Source organism: Parabacteroides sp. PF5-6, assembly GCF_029504695.1.
Lineage (GTDB): Bacteria > Bacteroidota > Bacteroidia > Bacteroidales > Tannerellaceae > QVMG01.
The window spans coordinates 112771-136967 of the sequence record NZ_JAQFIN010000006.1; the positions used below are offsets into that span (position 1 = coordinate 112771).

18 protein-coding genes are annotated in these 24197 nt (G+C 46.5%); 7 read left to right on the top strand and 11 right to left on the bottom strand.

Annotated elements, in window-relative coordinates:
• Nucleotides 1–285 precede the first annotated feature (285 nt).
• Nucleotides 286–2772: an outer membrane beta-barrel family protein gene (locus M2133_RS09405; protein WP_277465866.1), complete on the bottom strand. Its 2487-nt coding sequence runs from the start codon at nt 2770–2772 to the stop codon at nt 286–288.
• A 173-nt stretch (nt 2773–2945) separates the two neighbouring features.
• Between M2133_RS09405 and M2133_RS09410 the strand changes: the two genes are divergently transcribed.
• Both M2133_RS09410 and M2133_RS09415 read left to right on the top strand, forming a co-directional pair.
• Nucleotides 2946–3581, top strand: coding sequence for a SagB/ThcOx family dehydrogenase (locus M2133_RS09410; RefSeq protein ID WP_277465867.1), 636 nt, complete (start codon nt 2946–2948; stop codon nt 3579–3581).
• A 35-nt stretch (nt 3582–3616) separates the two neighbouring features.
• The gene (locus M2133_RS09415; protein ID WP_277465868.1) at nt 3617–4744 is read left to right on the top strand and encodes a metallophosphoesterase; all 1128 of its coding nucleotides are present in this window, start codon (nt 3617–3619) and stop codon (nt 4742–4744) included.
• Nucleotides 4745–5248: 504 nt separating this feature from the next.
• Here M2133_RS09415 and M2133_RS09420 read toward each other — a convergent pair.
• The 5 genes from M2133_RS09420 to M2133_RS09440 form a co-directional block, all read right to left on the bottom strand.
• On the bottom strand, nt 5249–6133 hold the full coding sequence (locus tag M2133_RS09420) for a TIM barrel protein (protein WP_346843236.1): 885 nt from the start codon (nt 6131–6133) through the stop codon (nt 5249–5251).
• Nucleotides 6134–6255: 122 nt separating this feature from the next.
• Entirely contained in the window at nt 6256–7776 is a 1521-nt protein-coding gene (locus M2133_RS09425) for a RagB/SusD family nutrient uptake outer membrane protein (RefSeq protein ID WP_277465870.1), read from the bottom strand.
• A gap of 23 nt (nt 7777–7799) precedes the next feature.
• Complete coding sequence (locus M2133_RS09430; protein WP_346843237.1) at nt 7800–11213, bottom strand: TonB-dependent receptor; 3414 nt, start codon at nt 11211–11213, stop codon at nt 7800–7802.
• Nucleotides 11214–11341: 128 nt separating this feature from the next.
• Nucleotides 11342–12340 carry a FecR domain-containing protein gene (locus tag M2133_RS09435; RefSeq protein WP_277465872.1) on the bottom strand — a complete coding sequence of 333 codons (999 nt, stop codon included), beginning with the start codon at nt 12338–12340 and terminating at the stop codon, nt 11342–11344.
• Between the two features lie 146 nt (nt 12341–12486).
• Nucleotides 12487–13041: an RNA polymerase sigma-70 factor gene (locus M2133_RS09440; protein ID WP_277465873.1), complete on the bottom strand. Its 555-nt coding sequence runs from the start codon at nt 13039–13041 to the stop codon at nt 12487–12489.
• A 171-nt stretch (nt 13042–13212) separates the two neighbouring features.
• Between M2133_RS09440 and M2133_RS09445 the strand changes: the two genes are divergently transcribed.
• The 3 genes from M2133_RS09445 to M2133_RS09455 all read left to right on the top strand — a co-directional run bounded on the left by M2133_RS09445 (nt 13213) and on the right by M2133_RS09455 (nt 16437).
• Nucleotides 13213–14094, top strand: a complete 882-nt coding sequence (locus tag M2133_RS09445; RefSeq protein WP_277465874.1) for a zinc ABC transporter substrate-binding protein — start codon at nt 13213–13215, stop codon at nt 14092–14094.
• Complete coding sequence (locus M2133_RS09450) at nt 14087–14851, top strand: ABC transporter ATP-binding protein (RefSeq protein WP_277465875.1); 765 nt, start codon at nt 14087–14089, stop codon at nt 14849–14851. Before M2133_RS09445 ends, M2133_RS09450 begins: the two co-directional genes overlap by 8 nt.
• 548 nt (nt 14852–15399) lie before the next feature.
• Nucleotides 15400–16437 carry an NAD(P)-dependent oxidoreductase gene (locus tag M2133_RS09455; protein WP_277465924.1) on the top strand — a complete coding sequence of 346 codons (1038 nt, stop codon included), beginning with the start codon at nt 15400–15402 and terminating at the stop codon, nt 16435–16437.
• Between the two features lie 76 nt (nt 16438–16513).
• Here the strand turns inward: M2133_RS09455 and M2133_RS09460 are convergent, their stop codons facing one another.
• The 5 genes from M2133_RS09460 to M2133_RS09480 form a co-directional block, all read right to left on the bottom strand.
• Nucleotides 16514–17320 (bottom strand): head GIN domain-containing protein, encoded by an 807-nt coding sequence (locus M2133_RS09460; protein WP_277465876.1) that lies wholly within the window; start codon nt 17318–17320, stop codon nt 16514–16516.
• Nucleotides 17321–17342: 22 nt separating this feature from the next.
• Nucleotides 17343–18116, bottom strand: a complete 774-nt coding sequence (locus tag M2133_RS09465; protein WP_277465877.1) for a head GIN domain-containing protein — start codon at nt 18114–18116, stop codon at nt 17343–17345.
• A 2-nt stretch (nt 18117–18118) separates the two neighbouring features.
• The gene (locus M2133_RS09470) at nt 18119–18901 is read right to left on the bottom strand and encodes a head GIN domain-containing protein (RefSeq protein ID WP_277465878.1); all 783 of its coding nucleotides are present in this window, start codon (nt 18899–18901) and stop codon (nt 18119–18121) included.
• 182 nt (nt 18902–19083) lie between these two features.
• Nucleotides 19084–19908, bottom strand: a complete 825-nt coding sequence (locus M2133_RS09475) for a head GIN domain-containing protein (RefSeq protein WP_277465879.1) — start codon at nt 19906–19908, stop codon at nt 19084–19086.
• Nucleotides 19909–20127: 219 nt separating this feature from the next.
• Nucleotides 20128–20898, bottom strand: coding sequence for a creatininase family protein (locus M2133_RS09480; protein WP_277465880.1), 771 nt, complete (start codon nt 20896–20898; stop codon nt 20128–20130).
• Between the two features lie 218 nt (nt 20899–21116).
• Here M2133_RS09480 and M2133_RS09485 point away from each other — a divergent pair, with 218 nt between their 5' ends.
• Together M2133_RS09485 and M2133_RS09490 are read left to right on the top strand one after the other, a co-directional pair.
• Nucleotides 21117–22475, top strand: a complete 1359-nt coding sequence (locus tag M2133_RS09485) for an FAD/NAD(P)-binding oxidoreductase (protein ID WP_346843238.1) — start codon at nt 21117–21119, stop codon at nt 22473–22475.
• Nucleotides 22476–22595: 120 nt separating this feature from the next.
• On the top strand, nt 22596–24188 hold the full coding sequence (locus M2133_RS09490) for a C69 family dipeptidase (protein WP_277465882.1): 1593 nt from the start codon (nt 22596–22598) through the stop codon (nt 24186–24188).
• Nucleotides 24189–24197 lie beyond the last annotated feature (9 nt).

The window sequence follows — 24197 nt, forward strand, 5'->3', positions numbered from 1 at the left end:
AGTACTAAAAAAAGTAATGAGAGATGTATCAAAAGGTCCTAAAACTGGGGCTAACCCAATAGTATCTTAAAGCTGGGGTTTACATAATAGTATGCTAAAGCTGAGGGTGTATCAAAAGGCTCCTAAAGCTCTCCTCCTTTGAAAAGGAGGAGTACCCGAACGAAGAGAGGGGGAGGTGGTTAGATTCTTATGTTTCTAATTAATAAACTCTTAAAGAGTCTAACCTCCTCCCGGCTCGTACCTCGCCGTACTCCTCCTTTTCAAAGGAGGAGAGCTTTAGGAAGCTTACATCGTCTGGCCGCCACCACCGCCGCCGGTGTCGCCTCCGCCACCTTTGGTGTCATCGTTGGTGATACCGCGGCGTACTTTCTTGATGCTGTCTTTCAATGTCCCGAAGCGGTAGCTTACACTCAGGCGCACTTCCCGCATAGGCATATAAGACGTACTCCGCGAATAGAACGAAGAAGCAGTTGTCGTATTCTTGAATTTCAAGTTCTCCTCGAACGGGCTCTGGCACGAGAGGCGCACGTTTAGTTTGCGCTTCATAAATCCTTTGCCTACCGAGATACCGGTAAAGTAGTAACCACTCTGTTTGGCTTGCAACTGTATCCACGGGCTGAAGTACCCGCCATTGAGGTTGATATTGAAGTCTTTCGGCAGGTTGAATTGAGCGTTGGCAAACAAACGTCCGCTCCAACCGCTATTGCTCATGCCCCAGTCTTCGCCGTTGATATCGGTATAATCCATACCTCCGTTCAAAGAGATATTAAACAAAGGAACCGGATTCCAACGGCCATAAAGGAACATACCGATGCTTTGGTTCTTACCGATATTGTCGTAGGTCGACACGTTCACGCCCGTCTCTTCATCCTTGAATGAATACCGTTCGATCGAATTGTTGACGAAGTGATAACTCAGGTTTGCGTTGAAGTTGAACTTCTGGGTGAACATACTGTAATTGAAGTTGATCCCGTGGCTCTTTTCCGGCCGCAGGTTCGGGTTACCATAGGAGATAAACTGTGGGTCGTCGCGGTTGACATACGGATTCAAATGCCAGATACCCGGACGATGAATACGCATATTGTATCCCAGGCGTAACTGCTGCGCCATATTGATCTGATACGACAACGTGGCATTGGGCACGAGGTTGAAATAGTCCGTGTCGAAGTTCGCTTCCGGCGTATCAGCGAATTTAGCTTTCAGAGCTGTACCTTCGGCGCGTACCCCTACTTTCGCCCCAAACTTATTGAACTTCATCGCATACGACAGGTAAGCAGAATAAATATGCTGGGTATGCTTGAAGTCGCGCATCGGACGTAGAGAATCCCGCCATTGCTGCGTTTCTTCATTCAGGATCCGCTCTTTTGTCTCACTGTCGCTTTGCCGCATGATATACTTCAAACCGGCTTCAAGCGTCTGATCCTTGAATGTCGGTGTCGTATAATCCACCTGTGCCGTATGCTCACGGGTATATGCGTCGTTGATACTCCAACGCGGATAAGCGATGGAATCGTAATAATTGATCACATTATGAAGATAGGTATGCCCTTCCGAGTTATTGGGCGAATTGCTGAACTTATATGAAAGAGTCAACAGTTCATCTTTCTTCCGGGTCGAATGCTGATAGTCCAGGCCGACATCGACGGAACCGAATTCGAATTTCGTCTTGCTGTGCCGATCATACTGATAATTCCATAACGGGTTATCCGCACTGGTCTGTACGGCAGACATCTCCGAGGTGCTGGTGTTGCTTCCTCCCCAGATATTTGCGTTGATGCTCAAGAGGTTCAGGGTATCGATCTCATAGCTGAACTCGAAAGAACCGAACTGGCGCGGGCCTTTGCTTTTACTCCGACCGGTCTGGGTCAGTTGACTGGCAAAATCGCCATAGTTTTCCCGGTAAGATTCCGAGTCGCTCCAAGGCCTTTTGAAATCCATGTAGTTATAATTCGCCGTCAGTCCCACCTTGCCAATCTTCGTCGTGAAATAACCTCCCCCACGGAACGAACCGAAAGAAGAAACTTCTGCATTGACCGTTCCGGTATAGCCTTGCAAGGCATTCTTAGTGGTGATGATATTGATGATCCCACCAATGCCTTCGGCATCATAACGCGCCCCCGGGTCGGTGATCACCTCGATGTTCTTGATCGAGCTGGCCGGCATACTCTTCAATACATCCGAAGCATTATCCGAAGAAAGCATATTCGAAGGCTTCCCATTCAGGTAGATCTTATAATTGCTCGATCCCTTCAGTTGTATCTTGTCTTCGCCGTCGACGGTGACCATCGGAACCTTGCGTAACATATCCAACGTATTATTCGTCTGCGCCTCAGGGTCGTCCTCCAGGCTATAGACGATCTTGTCGATCTCTACCTTGACCAGGGGCTTCTGAGCCGTTACAGTCACCTCGGCAATCCGTTGCGTATCGTCGGAGATCATGATTTGGCCCAGGTCGACCGTTTTATCTCCTTCTTTAACCGTAAAAGATTTATGAGCCGGAACTTTCCCTACATATTGGGTAATCAGGACATAATTGCCCGGAGCCTTCAAGGTAGTTTCAAACTTACCGTCATCATCACAAGCCAACATCTTTACAGATTGCTGGGGAGCATTTGCCAACACGATGTTCAATGTTGCATAGGGAACAGTCTCATTAGCAAGGGAGTCAATCACTTGTCCTTTAATAGTATAGGACACTGCACTGTTTGTTTGTGCATACACCGGTACAGTAAGGAATAGTACCAGTAAGAAATTCATCAGTTTCTCTTTCATCGAATTCAATATGAGTATGGTTCTTACGAATTGATCGTAAGGCGCAAAAGTAATGGATAAACCAATTGACCTGAACGCCTTGTTTTATAAAGAAGCATAAAAAATGTATCCTTCTATTTGAAAAATACTTAAATCCTCTACATTTGTATAAAAAGCGTAAAAACCATTTTGATATGAAACGTTCAGTATTTGTTATTATTACGTTATTAATGGCTATAACGATGCAAGCACAAGAGTTAAAGATGATTAAGTTGAACGCTCCCAACAAAACAAAAGGGGAAGCAGTAATGAAAGTACTTAACGACCGTCAGTCGATCCGTGAGTATGCCGCCAAAGAGCTGGCTGCGCAAGACCTGTCGGATCTGCTTTGGGCGGCAAACGGGATTAACCGTCCGGATGGGAAACGCACGGCTCCGTCGGCGATGAACCGACAAGAAGTCGATGTGTATGTGGTAATGAAAACAGGTGCATACCTGTACGACGCAAAAGAACATGCCCTGAAGCCTGTCACGGCTGGTGACTACCGGGCCGCTGTAGCCGGGCCACAGGATTTTGCCAAAGAAGCGCCGGTCAGCCTGGTCTTGGTTGCCGACCTGGCCCGCCTGGGCGATCCGGCTTCCGACAGGACGAAACTGATGGCTTCGGTCGATGTCGGTATCGTTTGCCAGAATATCAACCTGGCCTGCACGGGACTTGGCCTGGCCACCGTTCCCCGTGCCACCATGGATCAGGATGTTCTCCGGAAAGCCTTAAAACTAAACGACAACCAATTGCTGTTAATGAACAACCCGGTAGGCTACCCCCAATAATAATGTAGAATGTAGACATTCTTCATTCTCTTTCTATGAAGGTCTTTCTGCAGTCTATATTCGGGCAATTGATACTTACCCCCTTCATTTTCTGGAGGGGGTATCAGGCTATACCGGCAAAGAAAAGCTGGCGTATCCCTTATCTACTATTCTTTGCCATTGAATTACTTATTTTCCTGACCGGCTTTTTCTTTCATCGCATCCTGCCCGACGATGTCTTTATCTTTATCCTGTATTATTGCAATACCTGGTATATCGCTTCGCTCTATATAACGATGGCGATCCTCTTCCTCGAATTGCTTCGATTCACAAACAGGCTTTATCCCTGGTTCCCAACATTTGTGACGCATCATTGGAAACGAACTAAAGCGACCTGCTTTGTCGTTATTTCCCTCGGAACCGTATTATTGATGGCGCATGCCTACGGCCGGGTGATGCATCCGGTGGTGACGCATGTCTATATGACGGTGCCCAAAACGATAGAGGGACGTGACAGCCTGCGGATCGTGATGATGAGCGACCTACATATCGGGGAGATGATTGGGAAAAAGATGGTTCAGAAGTATGTCGCCATGAGTAACGCCCAGCATCCGGATCTGGTCGTATTGGTCGGCGATATTATGGATTACGAATCCCGCTTCGCCGAGCAGGCGAAAATAGAAGAAGACCTGCAACAACTTGAAGCGCCTTTGGGCACCTATATTGTCAATGGGAACCATGAATACCGGGCTAACCGCCATGCCAAACGCCGCTGGTTGGAAAAAACAGGAGCAATCCTATTGGTCGACTCAGTCGTTATGCCCGACTCAACGTTTTATCTGGTCGGCCGTGATGATTATATCCAGAAAAAGCGAAAGCCCCTGCGCACATTGATGAAAGACCTGGATTCTTCAAAGCCATCGATCGTACTCGATCACCAGCCCTGGTCGTTTGCCGAAACGGCAATGAACGGAGCGGATATCGGCCTATATGGTCATACCCACTATGGCCAGATATGGCCCTACCCTTTACTCATGAAATTGATCTATGAAAATCCGTATGGCTACTCACGCAAAGGCAATAGCCAGTTCTATGTCTCTTCCGGCATCGGCATCGCCGGCCCGCCCTACCGGGTAGGGACCGTCTCGGAATTGGTGGTGTTGCATATTAGTATAACAAAATAAAATTGTATATTTGCCAAATATAAAGTTTCACTTTCGATTTGGCCATTTTTAAATCAAGAATAACACGTTCGGCACTCATATATGATGGTGATGTAATCATTTCAACAGAAGAAAACGGTGCATATAATTTCAGAGATTTCTATTTAGATTAGAAAGTTGTAGCAATTACCGCTATCCCCCTCCTTTTTTTTGTGGAACACTTGTTGGCAAAGGTTTGCCATGAAGGTGGCAAAACTTTGTCCTCGGCATGGCAATACTTTGCCAGCACGGTGGCAAAACTTTGCCAACGGCATGGCAAAAGCTTGCCAAGCTTATCAACTTTATGGGGTGATCTTGGCAGACGAGAAAAAACTATAGACCAAATAGATCGGCACGAATTGTATCGACTTGACTATTACTGAATTTCAAATCGTATACCCGTGATGATCTACCTGGTCTATACTATCCGTATATTAATTACATACGTTGAATGCCGCCGCCTTTCAGGCATTGGATTAGGGCCGATCAGACGTCACAAATACGAATACATTTCTCCAGGGAAGCCAATTTGTCTTCGTCTTTAGGTACGAACTCCTGGCCGACAAAACCTTTGTAGCCCACATCCACTAACGCTTTCATTACTGCCGGGTAATAAATCTCCTGGCGTTCGTCGATCTCGTTACGGCCGGGATTCCCTCCGGTATGGATATGGGAGAAATATTGATGGTACTTGCGTATATTGTTGATGATATCGCCTTCCATGATTTGCATGTGGTAGATATCATAAAGCAGCTTGAAGTTTTCGGAACCCAGGCGGCGGCAAAGCTCGGCCCCCCAATAGGTTCGGGAACAAAGATAGTCCTTATGGCCAACGGTATTCAACAATTCCATAGTCAGAACGACATTGTATTTCTCTGCCGTAGGGATCAAACGTGCCAGGCCTTTTTCGCAGTTTTGCCATCCTTCCAGGTCGGTCACCCCATTGCGACGCCCGGAGAAACAGATCAGATTGGTCAATCCGGCTTCGGCAACCATTGGGATCACTTTTTCGTAACTTTCTACCAGTTCGTCGTGCAGTTTGGGATCATTAAAACCCCGGTCGATACCCAGTCCGGCTCCTTGTGCCATAGCTACGGTCAATCCATGCTTCTGAACAACGGGCCAGTCGGCCGGATCGAGCAGTTCAATGGATTCAATCCCTATCTTCTTACAGGCAACACAGAACTCTTCCATCGGTATTCTTCCGAAACACCAACGGCTTACCGAATGACGGATATTTCCTTTCAGCGGAGAATTTGCCTGGGATACTCCGGAGGCGAATGGCGTTGCACTCGCGACTCCCGATACAGCGGCCGCCGCACTTCCGGCCAAAACAGTCTTAATTGCGGTTCTTCTTGACATGCTTTTCATACTTTAGATATTACATGATGAATAATTAGGTCGAAAGTCACAAATATAAGAAACTATTTGGGAAAAGGAGTCAAAGTGAATAACTACTCTGACTCCTTTGACTACTTGTTTACATTTTTACATTATTTCCCATAATTGGGATTTTGTTCCCAATCCGGATTCAATAGGAATTCGTTGTGTGGGATCGGGAATAAAAGATGTTTGGTTTCCACAAAGTTTTCTACATATGGTTTATTGTGTTCTCTCAAGGCCTGTCCGGCAATACCCCAGCGAATCAGGTCGTACCAACGATCGCCTTCCAATGCGAGCTCACAGGGACGTTCAACATCCTGAAGGTGTTTCAATACCTGGTCTTTGGACATCGTGTTTGATAATGGCGGAACATTAACACGAGCGCGAACCTGATTGATATATCCAATGGCTTCGGCCGTTGCTCCCCGGTGATTGAGGCATTCGGCATAAAGTAATAATACATTGGCATACCGTACAACAGGCATATTAAAGGCACTTTGTGTCCAATAGGAGCTGAGTGAAGGGTCCCAACTGGTGAATTTATTCCAGAAGATTTCCCCGTCTTTATGATAATCCAGGAAACCTTCTCCATCCTTCATGTAGAATGTTTTTGTTTTCGGATCGTTGAATACGATAGTAGAATAAAGACGGTCACTATATTCACCGTCAGTCGTAAGGTCCTTTTTCAATGTTTCGTAAAGCCAGAAAGAAGGATAGGCTTCTTCATACCCTTCAGCATTGGATGAAACCAGATGCTGGGCGATACGATTGAACTCGCGCAAGCCTCCCGTATTGTCACCGGAGAATTGAACTTCGAAGATCGACTCTTTATTGTTTTTGTGCAGTCCGTCAAAGTTATCATTGTAGTTTTCCATCAACTGGAACTTACCGATAATCTTTTCAAATTCTTTTTCGGCCTTTGCCTCTTCTTTACGGAACATATAGAACTTACCTAAAATACCCGCAGCGGCATATTTGGTCGCACGCCCAATATTCGTTCCCGAATAATGGCCCAGATCCGGCAGATAGTTTTGTACCTCCTGCAGTTCTTTTTCAATGAAGGCGACCAGTTCGCCCGGTGCTGCTTGGGGAGGATAAAATTCTTCGTCTGTTCCTTCCAATTGTTTGGTATAAATAGGAATACGCTCCCCATAGTTCATATATAATCTGAAATAGAAGTAGGCACGTAAGAAACGAGCTTCTGCTATGGTTTGATTTTTCACCTGATCAGAAACTCCAGGCACATTAGGGATATTATCAATACATTGATTCGCATAATTAACTCCCCGATAGAGGTATGTCCAGTTGGTTCGGGCGATTGTGTTATTCGATTCACTCACAAAAGTGGCAATCTGCAACCAGGAGGTTACGTCGGCACGAAAGTCCAGTTCATCGGAACGATAGCAGTCGACCACAATAAACCGTTCAAAAGGGGTACCCCAGGACATATTCGGTTGAAGTTGCGCATATACACTGGTCAATCCTTTTACAATATCGGCTTCACTTTTCCAGAATACACTTGGACTCAACGCATTGGGATTACTATCTTCATCCAGGAATCCACCGGTACAAGCAGTCATATTAACCATAAAAAGCGCGATGACTGCAATATATATATTTTTTAGTTTCATATCGTTTATTTCTTTCTCGTTAATTAAAATCCTAATTTGAACCCAATCGTATAACTACGGCTTAAAGGATATTGAGCATAGTCATATCCCTGGAAGTTGTAAGTGCCATCGTCATTCTTCCGGGTATCTCCGGTTCCTGCGTCATACCCTTTGTAGCCTGTAATGGTGAATAGGCGATTGCCTCCAATATACACGCGCAGGTTTTCAATTTTTAGTTGCTTGCACACATTCACAGGCAAGTTGTAACCGATTTGCAGATTATTCAAACGCAGATAGTCGCCATTCTCAACGAAACGATCGGATACTTTGATGTTTCCATTCGGATCGCCAATCACCGCACGTGGAATATCCGTATTGGTATTGTCCGGGCGCCAGGAATTTAACGCATCTTTTCCGTAATTAAAGTTCTTATCCATTCTTTGGAGTTGCACTTTCATACCGTTGTAACGTTTCACTCCAAAATTGCCATAGAAATTAGCCACCAGGTCGAAACCTTTGTAAGCCAGATTGAAGTTCAGACCCATAATGACTTTCGGATTACCGGAACCTAAATGATATTTATCGCTTGAGTCCAGTTTTCCGTCTCCATTCTGATCGATGAAACGGATGTCGCCCGGTTGAGCGGCAGGTTGCAAAGGTACCCAGTTCCCATTTGCGTCCGTAGAACCGTGTTGGGCATTCCAAGTATCTACGTCCTGTTGGCTCTGGAAGATGCCGGCCGTTTCATATACCCAGAATTCACCGACTTCACCGCCTACATAAGCACGGGCAGGACCTGATTCATATAAATAACCCGGATCCGACATCTCTTTCAGTACACTCTTATAACCGGAGAGGTTCATATCGATATCATAGCGGAAGTCCCCTGCTTTACCATGGTAAATGGTTTGCAATTCCCATCCTTTGGTTTGTAGTTTGCCTTCGTTCACGGTTAACGCACCAAAGCCGGTACAGTAACTGATGTTCTTACTGGATAACATATCTTTTGTGTCTTTGATATATCCTTCCAGAGATACTTCCAGTTTGTTGTTCCAGAATCCCAGGTCGATACCGATATTCTTGTAATAAGTCGTTTCCCACTTAATATTATAGGAAGGTAAACCAGTTATTGCATATCCGTAGTTGATCTCACTTCCACCTAAAGCATAATTGAGATCATTGGTATTGTAGGCCAATTTAGGGATATACATATAATTCCCAATGGATTGATTACCTAATGCACCATAGCTTAACCGTAGTTTCATTACGGATATATTGTCTTTCAGGTTTTCCCAGAACCCTTCATTGGCTATGTTCCATCCCAAAGAAGCAGAAGGAAAGAAACCCCATTTATTTCCTTCTCCAAAACGGGAAGAACCGTCATAACGCGCCGAGAACATCGCCATATAGCGGTAATCATAGTTATAACTTACACGACCAAAAGCAGAGCGTAAAGCATTCCGATTGTATTCTCCGTCGACAGCGAAAGATTGTTGTCCATGCCCCAGATACGGAAGTTCATTATTCTCGAATTTCTGCGCATATCCTTCTTGGTCATCCCAACGGCTTTCTTCCTGTGAGAGACCTAACATGGCCTGCAGGGAATGCTTTTCTGCAAATGTTTTGTTGTAATTTGCTGTAAGTTCCATCAGGTCGTTTGTTCTTTTGCTTCGGTATTCGGTCAGGTTCGCTAATGTATTTACCTTCAAAGCACCGACATAATAAGTAGGAACGAAAGTCTTCGAATGGTAAAAATTCATGTTACGGCTTGCCTGGAATTTAAAGATTAGGTCTTTGATCGGCTCATATTGAACGTATGCAGAAGCAGATATATAATCGGTTGCCCGCTTTTGTTGTATCAGGTTGTTGAATGCAACCGGGTTGGCCGCATCGGTCATCCCCATACCGGGAATGGCTCCACCGTATCCGCCTTCGTTATTTTCATCGTATACGCTAACCAATGGTTCTATATTACTGGTCTGGAACATTCCCGGGAAGCCGGTATTGGGCTCCGGACGATAGGTGTTTCGTCCGTAGCTGACGGACTCTCCCATTTTAAAGTTCCCTCGTTTCACATCGGAGTTTAGGCGGAAACCAAAACCATCAGAACCTGTACCTTCCACAATCCCGTCTGTTTTATTATAAAAGCCGGAGAGAGCGACGTTCATAATCTCATTCCCTGCAGAGTAACTGATATTATATTTCTGTGAAAGCGCTCTTCTGTAATATTCTTTCTGCCAGTCGGTATCGGCAAATTGATTTGGATTTTCTTCATAAGCAGATATATATTTCGGCCAACGATTTTCCGGTACCCCGGCATTACTTAATGCCAATTTGTTTACCCAGATATATTCCGCGGAGTTACATATATCCATCCGTTTGGGAAGGTCTTCCAATCCGATAAAAGAAGATATTTGAATGCGAGGTTCTTTCATTGCTGTTCCCCGGTGAGTCTCGATCAGGATAACCCCGGCAGCGGAACGTGAACCGTAGATTGCCGCCATAGCCGCATCTTTCAATACAGTCATTGACTTGATATCCTCCGGATTAAGAAAGGACATATCACCGGGAGTCCCGTCGATAATGACTAACGGCTCATTGCTGGATCCCCATGTCGTCAGACCACGGACAGTTATAGTCGGTGAAGTTCCCGGAGCTCCGTTACCAAAGTTAATAGCGAGGCCGGGAGCCATCCCTTGCAATGCAGTTGCTGCTCCGGAAACTGCCAGATTTGCAATCTTATCTCCGGCAACTGTGGTGACAGAACCGGATACATCGGACTTACGTTGCGTACCATAACCGATAACGATTACTTCGTCGAGCGCTTGTGTATCTTCTGCCAATACGATGCGGAGTGAACTTGACTGGCCGATACTAATGGTCCGGGTTGTATAACCGATATAAGAGACCTGCAACTGATTTCCATTTACCTGTTCCAGGGTAAACTCTCCATCGAAATTGGTTATCGTACCGTTTGTCGTTCCGGCTTCCACCACGTTTGCTCCGATAATCGGTTCACCGAGATCGTCGACGACCACCCCGGTAATCCGTCGGCCTTGCTGTGAAGCCGGTAAAATGCGGCCTCCTTCTTTATAAAGGATAATATGTTTGTCGTCGATCGTATATTTGATATTTTCGCTGGCAAACAGTTCATCCAAAATTTCCATTACTGCCCGGTCTTTTACGTTTACGGAAACACGTCGATTGACGTTAATTTGATTTAGATTATACGTAAAATAAAAAGAACTTTCTTCTTCAATAGCTGATAAGACTTGTTCTACGGTGGCGTCTTTCATCTCTAAGGATAAGCGGGCGGATTGAGAGTACAATAGGCTCGCTACACTTTGCAATGTTCCTAACATTAGAAATAACAGGATACATCTCATAATAAATAGGCTTTTTCGTAGCCATGCAAATTTAGCTTCTTTGCATGGCGTGTTTTTCATAATAAAATCCATACATTTGTAAATGATTGGTGAGTATTAATTTAGGTAGTCTCTAAAATGTTTTACTTGCTTTTATCCGAACCGGGGATGTTGGCGCAACTCCGGTTCTTCCGTTTTTGTTCGGCTTATTCCATAGGCATTTATTTTTTAAGTTTAAAAATTTCGTATTGATCGTTATTTTTCCGGTAGTCCAACCGTCTTGTTTCTTTCAGGAAGTCGAGTACTTTCTCTATTGTAGCTGTTTCATATACCCGGCTATTGAAAGTTTCTTCTTCCAGCTCTTTATCCAGGATCACAATTTTCACATTGAAGCGGCGCTCAAGATCATCGACAATATAAGCCAGTGTTTTGTTTGCATAACTAAGTTCACCGACAGTCCACGATTTTAATAGGCTGGTATCTACATTTCGTTTGACATTCAGCCCATTTTCCTTTGAATAGGATGCCTGGTCGTTTGGCTCTAAAACAACCCGGTCGCCATCGTGTTCAATGGAAGCCACTTCCACTTTTCCTTCAGCCAGTGTGACCAATGTGTTGCCCGAAGGGTAGGCTTCTACATTGAACTTGGTACCAAGAACGGTAACACTAATCAGGTCGGTCCGGACAATAAAAGGGGACTTTTCATCATGTACAACTTCAAAAAAACCTTCTCCTTGTAATGTGACCGTTCGGTTCTTTGCCGTAAAACTGGCTGGATATACCAACCGGCTTTCCGCGTTGAGCCAGACTTTTGTCCCATCGGTCAAAGTGATGGCGCTCCGTTGACCTTTTGGGACCTCGATTATATTCATGCTTTGTGCTACAATTTCCGCATCTTTCTGCAGTTTATACAAACTTGTTCCTAAAAAGGCGATGATAAGAATGGCGGCAGCATACCCCACCCACGATAACATTTTCTTGCGTGATATCTGCAGGCGGCGAATACGGGCTTCCGGCTTTTGTATGATAAACCGGTTATATGCTTCACATATTTCTTTTTCTTCCGAGAACTGAATTTCATCTTTCAGGCTCCAGATACGTTCCATTTCGAATAACCAGCTTGCATTTTCAGTGTCTTCCTCGATCCATTCTTTTACCTGGCATAGTTCCTCCGGGGTACACTGTTTATTCAAAAATCGTAAGAGTAGTTGTTCGCCCATACCTTGTTTTACTTGTGTTTCTATTAATACGACAACTGAGAAAGGAAAACTACGTGGTCGGAAAGCATTTTTATACGCCCTGCTAAAAAAATACCGAAGGCTATTCTAAAAACTCCGACGGCCTTTTTGAAATATCCGGCGCTACTTCAGAGAAAAGTGATCAGGTGGCGCAGTTGCTTACGTAGGGATAAAACCGCCTGGCGGATATGTCCTTCTACGGTGCGGGGGGAGATCTGCATCTGTTCGGCAATTTCTTTGTGTGACATTTCACTGAAATAGAAAAGATTGAATGCTTCCGCGCATTTAGGAGGGAGTTGGTCAATGGCTTCTTTGATGCGGTCGGTGAGATCCCGGGTCATAATCTGGCTTAACACATCGTTTGTATCGGTGACACTTTCCAGATAAGCGATACGGGCTTCTGCGATACGGATCCGTGACTCGTACTCTTCTACGAGGATTTGATGTTTCAGATGATTCAGGCAACGGTTCTGGATCCATTTGTAAAGATAAGACTGGATGTTTTCCGCTTCAATTTCTTTTTTCCGTTCCCAATAAGAGGTAAAGACTTCCTGCACGATATCTCTTGCCGTTTGTTCATCTACGAAGCGGCAAGCCAATCCCATCAACCTTGGGTAGAAGCGTTCAAAGAAAACTTTAAAGGTTAACGGATCGCCGTGTTTTAATTTTTCTATGTCGATCATTTATTCCTTTTCCCGGCATACTGTCAGTTGCCACGAAGTTTGTTTCTACAATAGATTTAGATTCAGATATTCCGGAGGTAAAGATAGAGATTTCCTTTGTGAAGCAAAAACCTATATGAACATTTTAAGTGATGAACTTTTTGTACCTTTGCTTCTCTAAATGAAAAAAGAATGAAATATATTCGTTACGCCATATTCTTATTTACATTTTTTGCCTGTCAACCCAAGCCGGCTTCCGAACGAATTATCTCGGTCACCATCGAACCGCAGCGTTATTTCGCGGAAAAGATCGGTGGAGATAAGTATAAGATTAATACCGTGGTGCCGATAGGACAGAGTCCGGAGACCTACGACCCGGCACCTCAACAGATGGTAGAGATCGGGAAGAGCCTTGCCTATTTCCAGATCGGACCGATCGGTTTCGAACTGGCATGGATGGATAATATTCAAAAGAATAATCCTACGGTTACGTTTTTCGACCTCTCAGAAGGCATGCATTTTATGGAAGAGAGCGAACATCATCACCATGCCGAAGGAGAAGCATGCGAATATGATCACGGGCATCATCACGGGCCACAGGATCCACATATCTGGAGCTCGATACACGGAGCCAAAGTTGTCGCCCAGAATATGCTGGATGCTTTTATCGCACTGGATGAAGCGCATGCAGATCAGTACCGTCGGAACTATGACGAATTGATAAAAGAAATCGACCGGACGGAAGAAGCGATTCTGCAATATCTGCAACCGGCCTTAAGTCGGGCTTTCATCATTTACCATCCGGCATTGACCTATTTTGCCGAAGAGTTTAATCTGCAACAGCTCTGCATCGAGATGGATGGGAAAGAGCCGACTCCGGCACAACTGAAAGAACTGGTCGATATGGCCCGACTGTACAATGCACAGGTTATCTTCGTACAAAAAGAGTTCGATCAGAAGAACGCCGCACTGATTGCCAAAGAAACCGGCTGCCGTCTGGTGACGATCAATCCGTTGGCTTACGATTGGAGTAAAGAAATGATACATATTGCGAAAGCATTAATCGATGAATAAACGGATAGAGATACAGCAGCTCACAGCGGGATATCCCGGGAAGCCGGTCTTACACGAGGTAAACCTGGATGTTTGGGAGAATGACTTTCTGGGCATTATCGGGCCTAACGGAGGCGGGAAGACTACGCTGTTGAAAGTAATCCTGGGCTTGCTCGTTCCGGAGAAGGGGACGGTCAACTATTACCACAATGGTGCGCCTGTATCCTCCCTGAAGATCGGTTATCTTCCGCAAACGAATCTGATTGATAAGAAATTCCCGATATCCGTATGGGAGGTCATTTCCTCCGGTTTGTCGTCGGAGAAACCCCTTTTCCGGGGATTCAATAAGATGCAAACCGAACGGATTGAAGAGGTGATCCACCAGATGGGACTGGACGATTTATCGGACCGTCCGATCGGAGAGCTATCCGGCGGACAGTTGCAACGGGTATTGCTCGGGCGTTCTATCGTTTCACGGCCGGAAGTATTGATTCTGGACGAACCCAATTCGTATGTCGACAAGCGGTTCGAGTCCCATTTCTATGAACTATTAAGCGAGATCAATAAAGAAAGTGCGATTATCCTGGTTTCCCATGATATGGGCACAATCCTTCCGATGGTGAAAAACATTGCCTGCGTGAATGAGACGCTTCATTATCATGCCGGAAGTGATATTACGGAAGAATGGGTAGGCCATGCCTATTCCTGTCCGATCGAGTTGGTGGGTCATGGGGATCTGCCTCACCGGATATTAAAAACACATCAACATCCTGAGTAATTAAATTAACCGATCAGTAGAAAATATAGGCGATGCAAAAGAATAATGGCAAACAGGAGAGTATTCAATTATCTCTTTTTGATTCGTTTACGCCGGAACCCCCGGCTGCAGCTCCTATTATAGAGGGACCTGCGGAGGAGCCGCTGGAAGAGCCATTGGAAGAACCTGTGCCGGAGCGAATAGAGGAGTCCGAAGAAGAATCCCTATCAGAAGAACCGGTCGAGGAGTCCGTAGAGGAAGTAGTAGCGGAAGAGCCTTTAAAGCCCTTAAAGCCCTCACCTCCTTTGACCTCCACAGAAGAGCTTCTCCAGCCTATGGTCATTTATTTTGATGCAAACGACACCCCTCAAACATCCGCATCAGCTCCCGAAACAGAGGTTGAGCCCGAAATTGAGCTTGAACCCAAAGCAGAGGTTGAGCCGGTAGCCGGAATCGAACCGGAAGCTAATCCCGATCCTATAGCTCCTATAGTCCCTTCCGATCCTATAGCTCTTATAGCCCCTACAGCGCCTATAATCCCTGCTGTTCCTACCGTTTCTACAGCTCCTATAACCCCTTCGGCCCTTCCTGAAGAAAAATGCAGGATCTTAATCACCGGCGCCAGCGGATTTATTGGCGGCTTTTTGGTCCGGGAAGCCTTAAACAGAGGGTATGAAGTATGGGCGGGAATACGTTCCGGCAGTAGCCGGGCACGGTTGCGGGATGAGCGTATCCATTTTATCGACCTGGCTTATGGTGAAGAGATCAGGCTCAAGAAGCAACTGGAAGAGTTTCGACGTGATCATGGTGCCTGGCATTATATTATTCATAATGCCGGCTTAACTAAGACGTTCGACAAAAGCGAGTTCTTTCGCGTGAACGCGGGAAACACGAGCCGTTTTGTCGAAGCATTGAATGCTGCCGATTGCCGGCCCGAGAAGTTCCTGTTGATGAGTAGCCTGAGCAGCTATGGCCCGGGCGACGAGAAAGGTTTCACCCCTATCCGCTTAGAGGATGAACAGCGACCGGATACGGCTTATGGGCAAAGCAAATTGGAAGCCGAGAACATTGTACGCAACCAGAACTATTTCCCCTACGTTATCCTGCGTCCGACCGGTGTCTACGGCCCGGGCGAGCTTGATTACTTTATGGAGATTAAGAGTATCCGTTCGGGATTCGATTTTACCGTCGGCATGACGCCGCAGCGTATCACCTTTATCTACGTGAAAGACCTGGCAACTGTTGCTTTTCTTGCTTTAGAGAAAGAGGATATACGCAATCGCCACTACTTCGTCGCCGATGGCGATGTGTATACCGATCATTCTTTTGCCCGGATGATCCAGGAGATCGTTGCGAAGAAACGGGTGATCAGGGCGCGTATCCCTTCCGGGCTGGTGTATGTTGCCTGCCTATTCTCTGAGAAAGTCGGTAAGCTAAACCGGAAAAGTATGACTTTGAATACGGATAAATATAAGATCCTGAAGCAGCGTAACTGGGTGTGTGATGTTACGCCGCTTCAGGAAGATCTCGGTTTCACTCCTGCCTACTCCCTGCGCGAAGGCCTTGAAGAGGCAATCGCATGGTATATTGATGAGGGGTGGCTCTAAGCAATTATGAATTATGAATTATGAGATCACAGATACTATATCTTCTCATAATTCATAATTCATAATTGTTTTACTTTCATTCGTTGACTTGCTTCACCGAGCCTGAGCCTGCAATGCTTTTGGTGATATTGCTGGGGTTGCCTTTGTATTTTATACGGCCACTACCGGCGACGCTGACGTCGATATTCTGGTTCACATAGGCTTCGATATCTCCGCTGCCGGCAATTTCGCATTTCATGTCTTCAATTCGGAAATCAAACGCCCGGACATCACCGCTGCCGGCCACTTCAAACGTCGCTTTTTGCGTTTCCCCGCCCATATTCAGCGTGCCGCTGCCGGCGATATTGCCTTTGAACTCCTGCGTATAGATCTGCTTGGCATTTACGGTAGCGCTGCCGGCGATTTCCGTACTTAACCGGCGGGTGTCTACCCGCTCGTTCAGGTTAAGCTTGCCGGAACCGGCAAGGGAGAAGTGTAACTGATCGGTCTGAAGCGGACTGTTCGCATCGAAAGTAGAGCTGCCGGCGATATCTGCCTTGACCAGCTCGCGCGAGTGGGTGTTGACGGTAAACTCCGTCGGGCGGATAAAGGTGTTGCGCCGGTATTCTTTCTTGGGGCGGATCACCAGGGCGTTGTTATCCTCGATCAAGAACTCATAGATATCATAGATATTCTGATCGGTTGTGACCTGTAGGAACGGCTCTTCATCCGACTGGCTGTAATTGATATGGATCGTTCCGGACGTCTTGATCTTTGTGTATTCGCCAATAGGGATATTGTTGGTAACTATGTTTCCGTCTCCTTTAATGATTTGTCCCGGCAGGCAGCTATTCAAAAGGAAGAATAGAGACAACAGGATCGCACTTGTGATTTTTGTTTTCATATATGTATTCGTATTACTATTTTTAATTCGCATTTTTCACTCTCCCGATACCCGAAGAAGAGGTCTTAACCTTTGCTTCTCCTTTGTATTTGATGTTTCCGACACCTGAGGTCTCGGCATCTAAGTGTTCGGATGCCATCACCTGCATATTGCCTACGCCGCTGACTTCCGCTTTCAGGTTTTTGACCGTACAGTCGTAAGCGAAGATCTTACCTACACCCGAGACGTAATAGTTTCCTTTTTCGGCTTCACCGGCTAAGTGCATATTGCCCACGCCCGATACATCGCAAGTGATCTCCCGCGCGGAAAGATCGGATATCTCCATATCGCCTACACCGCTGACTTCGAGGCGGATCCGGTTGACTGCCAGCTCGCCTTTATTGTGGAAATCCATGCAGCCATGGATATGAACCGCCGTCAGATCGGAGGAACTGCCGGTAACGGTCATTTCGGTCGGCTTGACTTTGAGGTCTTCTTCTGCTTCGATATATAGTTTTCCGTCTTTCTCTTTGACATTCAGCCATTGAAAAAGATTTTCATCCGTAGTAATTTTCAACGTTGCCGAGCCATAGGCCTGGGTGTAGTGGAAGACCGGAGACCGCTTTTTGTTTTTCTTGAAGTTTAATCCCGAGGTTCCTTCGAACTCAATGCCCTCGCCGAGGATTAAGCGCGTATAGTCGCCCACCTGGAAGGTTCGTGTTTCTATTTTGCCGTTGCCTTTGATCCTGTCGGCGGCATAACAAGAAGCGATATTTAACAGGAAAAGCCCGATCAATACGGTGATTTTTGCTTTCATCTTTATTCTATTTTAGTGATTGTTCCTTTCCCGATTGTCGTTTGCACATCGGGATCTATCCCTTTATATTTGACAGTGCCTTTGCCAATGATACTGACTTTCAACTTCTCCGTGGCCTGGATTTCCGCCATGCCGCTGCCGGTGATTTTGCAACTGAGGTCGGCTACTTTCGCGTCGAAGGCATGAAGGTCATTACTTCCGGTAATCGAGTATTTGCCGGTAACGGCTTTCCCGCCTTTCAGCCTGATCGAACCCGATCCGTCCATATCACATTTCAACTCTTCGGCTTCCAGATCGTTTACAATGATATTGGCACTTTGCCGCGTAAGCAATTCCAACGTCCCGGCTTTGATGCCGCCGGTGCAGTTAATCAGGCAATTGCCCGTGCCTCGCAAGATGATCTCATCGCCCGACAAGGGCTTCTGGATATTCAAAGCGGCATTGCCTGCCAGACGCGCTTCTTTCAACCAGGGTGAGTTGGATTTCACGGTGAATTGGGTGATATTCTCTATTTTTATTTTCCGAAACTCGATGGTGAGCTCCCGGTTTTTCACTTCAATCACCAGATGCGGATAGAGATTTTCATCGATCGTCACTTCAACAAATGGAGACGCCACATCGGATTGTTCATACTGAAAAGCCATAGGCCCATTGATACGGATCTCATTGAAATCGCTTACGGTTACTTTTTCCGTCGTCAACACTCCATTTCCTTTCACCGGATCAGCCGCCCAGGCGATGAGCGATAAACAACAGAGGCTAACAACTAATAAGGCTTCTTTCATACATTATTATTCTTATTATTAATGGCTCGTTTCATCTTCTTCCTTTCGAAATTTGACTCTTTATAAAAAGAAAAGGTTACAACCCATAACGCTTTTCTTCAGACAAACTTATATAAATAACAAATACCTTGCAACGCAAGGTACTGTTTATTCTATTTAATTAACATTTTGAATCGGAATACTCAACGCGCTCTCTTAATATCGCCGGAACCGGAAACCCGTTTGTTGACCGAAGCCTCGCCGGTGTAACGGATATCCCCACTGCCGGAAGCTTTGGCTTCCAACGTATGCGTGGCATTCACCCGTATATCTCCACTGCCGCTCACACTGGCTTCAAGGTATTTCACCGGGAAATCGTAGCCTTTAAGGTCGCCACTTCCGGATACGCCAAAGCTTCCTTCTTCCGCACGCCCTTTCAAAGAGGCATCCCCCGAGCCGGAAACCTTACACTGGATCGTATTTGTCACTAAATCATTGGCATACAGATCGCCCGAGCCACTGATAAGAAACTCACAGGCATCCATGCGAACGGGACGGTTCAGGTAGATGTCCGTAGCTCCCGAACCTTTAATATACAGGCTCTCCCCTTCCAGATCACTTTGCAGGTTAAAATCCATACAGCCCGAGACAATAAGTGAGGTCAACCGTTTCGATTTCCCTTCGATAACCAGACGGGTAGGTTCCAGCCGGGTCGTTTTCCCTTTGGAAGAGATCGTCAGTTGCCCTTTCGAGCAATGGATTTCGAGCAGCGGCAGAATATTCTCGTCGGTAGTCACAGCTAGCGATTCACCGCCTCTCGATTGGGAATAATTAAACACAGGAATCCCCTTTTTCCCTGCATTATTGGGGCATTGAATCCCACTCCCTAATACAATCTCCTGATAGCCCGAAACGTTAATCTCCTTTGTAATGATCTTCCCATTCCCCTTTACTTTCCCATTAATCATCTCTTTCGGCGAGGCACACGACAAGACCAATAAGGCCAACACAAATACTTTTAATTTCATAATTATTCATTTATTATATAGTCATCTACCTGTAAGACGAACGACCCTGGCAAAGGGTTGCATTTTTATTTGAAAAATATTCGTAGTTGCAGAAATGACAATACGATATGTTAAAAAGTGTTCCTATATATAGTACGAGCTCATACTATATATAGTACGGCGCCATACTATAGGTAGTACGAGCGAATACTACCTATAGGAGTAACAAAGTGTCAAATTTCAGGATAAACGAAATGAGGAATATAATTCTTCGGTAGTCAGTTCGATCAGGAATGTGGCTAATTTATCGGTGACGGCGGCGGCGTATCGTTTGCCTTTTTCGGCGGTGGATTGGTGTGGACAACCGATTCCGGTATCTTGAGACACCTTACTCCAGTTGCGGGGAATCCAGCCCACGCCTTCGCGCAGCGTTTGTATCCGGAAGGGGGTATAGGTACCATCACCGGCAACCGACAGGTCGACCAGCTCCGGACGGTAATGCATCAGGACGGAGGTTTCCAGTTCACCGGCATGATCGTCCGGCATGTCGAAGTAGTCTTTTTGCGGAATGATTTTAAACCAATCGGCTGAGGCGATCAGGAAAGAAGGATAGTCAACCGCCAGGTCGCGAATCATATTCTTAAAACTATTGCCGCCATGCCCGTTTACAATAATCAGTTTATGGATATTTTGCCGGATAAGCGAATCAACAATATCCGTTAAGATCGCCTTTTGCGTCTCGTATCTCCCATGCAAACAGAAGGGCAGGCCCACCTGTCCCGGGTTTTGTGAACCCAGAGGGATAAAAGGTAACACCATGCCACGTACACCTCTGCGTTCATGCGCTTTGGCCACCGCATCTATGGCTACGTCATGCGCCAGATAGCAATCAGCCAGGTAAGGCAAATGATAATTATGCGGTTCAGTCGCCCCCCAGGGCAATACCGCATAGTCGTAAGTAAGATCTTTCGTATCGTTGTATTTTGCCGTAAGTAAATCGGATGCATTCATATCAGAGTATTTTAGAGGTTTGAAACAAAGGTCAAAGATAATTCTTAATCGACAACCTGTCAACTCAGACGCAATATCTTTCAACGTTTGCATTCTCTTAGAATAATATAGAATATTTAACCTGCTATAAGGGTGATGTAGACACACGGGCTGGATTAATAAAACTACTTTTGCGTCAATTAATTTTTTTTACACCCCAATTAGATTTATAGAAATACATGAAATTAAACGCAATGTTAGAACAAACCGGGATAAACCGAAGAGAATTTTTGAAGTACGCAGCCGTTGCCGGCTCTTTATCGTTTTTAAATACACAGAAAGCAGAAGCTTTTTCAAGTAACGCCAAAGGGAGAATTGTGATTATCGGAGCGGGTGCTGCCGGTTTGAGCCTGGCGGCCCGCTTGAGGAAATGGCTGAAAAAACCGGATCTTACACTGATCGATCCGGCCGATCGCCAGTTTTATCAACCGGGATTTACGTTGATTGCTTCGGGCGTGTATCAGCCCGGAGAGGTCTGGAAGAAACAGGAGGATTGCATTCCGAAGGATATCCGCTGGATCAAAGAGGCGGTGGTGGCTGTCGATCCGGTGGCCAACCGGGTGACTACTTCGGGCAATCAGAAGATCGACTATGATTTTCTGGTCATCGCGCCGGGCATTCAGATCCATTGGGATTGGATCGAAGGGTTCGACTATTCCAAACTTGGACAGGGGAATGCACATTCTATCTATGATTTCCAGGGAGCACAAAAGACATGGCAGGCCATGCAGGAGTTTTCGCGCACCGGAGGCAAAGGCGTATATACCGACACCTACACCAAGCATAAATGCGGTGGGGCACCGAAGAAAATCTGCCTTTTGACCGAACATTACACGCGCAAGCAGCAAACTCGCGAGACGGTGGACCTGCATTTCTATACCGCCTCCAAGCAATTATACGATGTGCCCTATTTCACGCCGCGCCTGTTGGATATTTATGCCGAGCGGCATATTCCGATCAACCTGACCACCCGCGTGAAAGGGATCGATACGGCAGCCAAACAGGTGTATCTGGAGAAAACGGAAACCGTGGGCGACCAGAAGATTATCACCCCGATCAAGGAAGATTACGATTTCCTGCATTTCACCCCCCCAATGTCGGCACCCGACTTCGTGCGCCAGGCAGGCCTCGACAGCGCAGACGGCACTGTGCCCGAACAGAGCTGGGTGGCAGTCGACAAAGAAACATTGATTCACAAGAACTACCCGAATATCATCGCCTTGGGCGATTGCGCAGGTATCCCGACCAGCAAGACCTCTGCGGCTACGCGTATGCAGGTACCTATCGCCGGCAAAAACCTGATCGCCCTGATGGAGGGGAAAGAACCCACCGAGAGGTACGACGGATATGCCGCCTGCCCGATCGTGACCGACTACGGCCATGTGTTGATGTGTGAGTTCGACTACAGCAAGGAGCGTAAAAGCTCGTTCCCGTTCAGTTGGATGAATGCCTCCCAGGAGCTTCGCCTCGCCTGGCTGGTGAAAGTCTATATGCTGAAGCCCCTCTATTTTTATGGGATGCTGAAGGGGAAAGCCTAAGAAACAATTATGAATTATGAATTATGAGTTATGAGAGAGAAGAGGAAATCCTGTTCTCATAACTCATAATTCATAATTTTTTTTACTTATATTTACGCCGCAATTAAATCTAAACAGCACATGAGAAAACAGCTATTTTTATTCCTCGCACTCTGCGCGTTATGGAACTCAAGCGCCGCACAAGAAATCGAGTATTCACAGCCGGTAAATGATCCGGAAAGTTGTACCAGTATTATGGTTGGGAAAAAGGCTTCGGCAGACGGATCGGTCATGACGAGCCACACCTGTGACGGGAATTACCGCACCTGGATGGAGATCGTTCCCGCCCGGCAGTATGATAAAGATACGGTAGTGGCCGTTTACGACGGGTTGATGCATACCGAGTTTATCGCCGACAAAAGCAAATGGGTCCTGAAAGGGACGATTCCACAGGTTCGATCTACCTATCAGTTTCTGAACACGTCGTACCCCTGTTTCAACGAGAAGCAACTGGGCATCGGCGAAACGACCATTACCGGACGTAAGGAATTGGTCAACAAAAACGGGATGTTTATGATCGAAGAACTTCAACGCCTCGCTTTGGAACGTTGCACGACTGCCCGGGAGGCGATCCGCCTGATGGGCGAACTGATCAAGACCTACGGTTATGCCGACAGTGGCGAGTGCCTGACGATTGCCGATACCCAAGAGGTATGGCACTTTGAAGTTTTTGGCGAAGGGCCGGACAAAGTCGGTGGCGTATGGGCGGCAATCCGTATTCCGGACGACCATGTAGGCGTTTCCGCCAATATCCCGCGCATCTCTAAGATTGATCGGAAAGATCCGAATTGCATGGCTTCCGACAATGTGTTCGACGTAGCCAAGAAATTGGGTTACTGGGATGGAAAAGAAACGTTCTCGTTCTGGAAAGCCTACGGAGGCGGCAAGAAAGCCTTTAATATCCGGGAGTTCTTTATCCTGAACTACCTGGCGCCATCGTTGCACCTTTCGTACGATGCCGAAGAACTTCCTTTCACCATCAAACCGGAGAAACCCGTTGCCGCAACGGATGTCATGGCGCTCCTGCGCCAGACTTACGAAGGCACGGAATGGGATATGACGCAGAACCTGAAGGTGTCGGTAAAGAACCGGGAGACCGGCGAGACTGAAGTCATCACCAGCCCCTCGGCTAACCCGTGGATGATTCCCGATATGGTGAATATGCTGAATGGCATCCAGGACAGTACGGTGGTGCGCTACCGTTTGGTGTCTGTTCCACAATGTTCTTATTCGGTCGTGATCCAGTTGCGCGACTGGTTGCCCGATGCAATTGGCGGGGTAACCTGGCTTTCTTTCGACAATCCGGGACAAAGTCCGCGCATCCCCATTTTTTGCGGTTCCACCGTACTTCCTGAGTGTTTTGGCATTTGTGGGCAACATCGCTTCCGCGAGGACGCTGTGGTATGGAAATACCGCCAGGCGAACAAGCTGGCGACCGTAAGATGGGGGCTCACAAGAGACAAAATGAACGGTTCCATCGTATATTTCGAGGAGAAGGGGCAACGCGAGCTTCCTTTCGTCGAAGCGACCTATCAGCAGATCCGGGAGAAAGAGGGCGAAGAAGCTGCCCGCGCGTTCCTTACAGGCTATACCAATGACTTCGCCGGAGCTACGATGCTCCGCTGGGAAGAGCTGAAAGGGGAATTCTGGAAGATGTTTGCCAGAGGATTCTGATCGAATGCC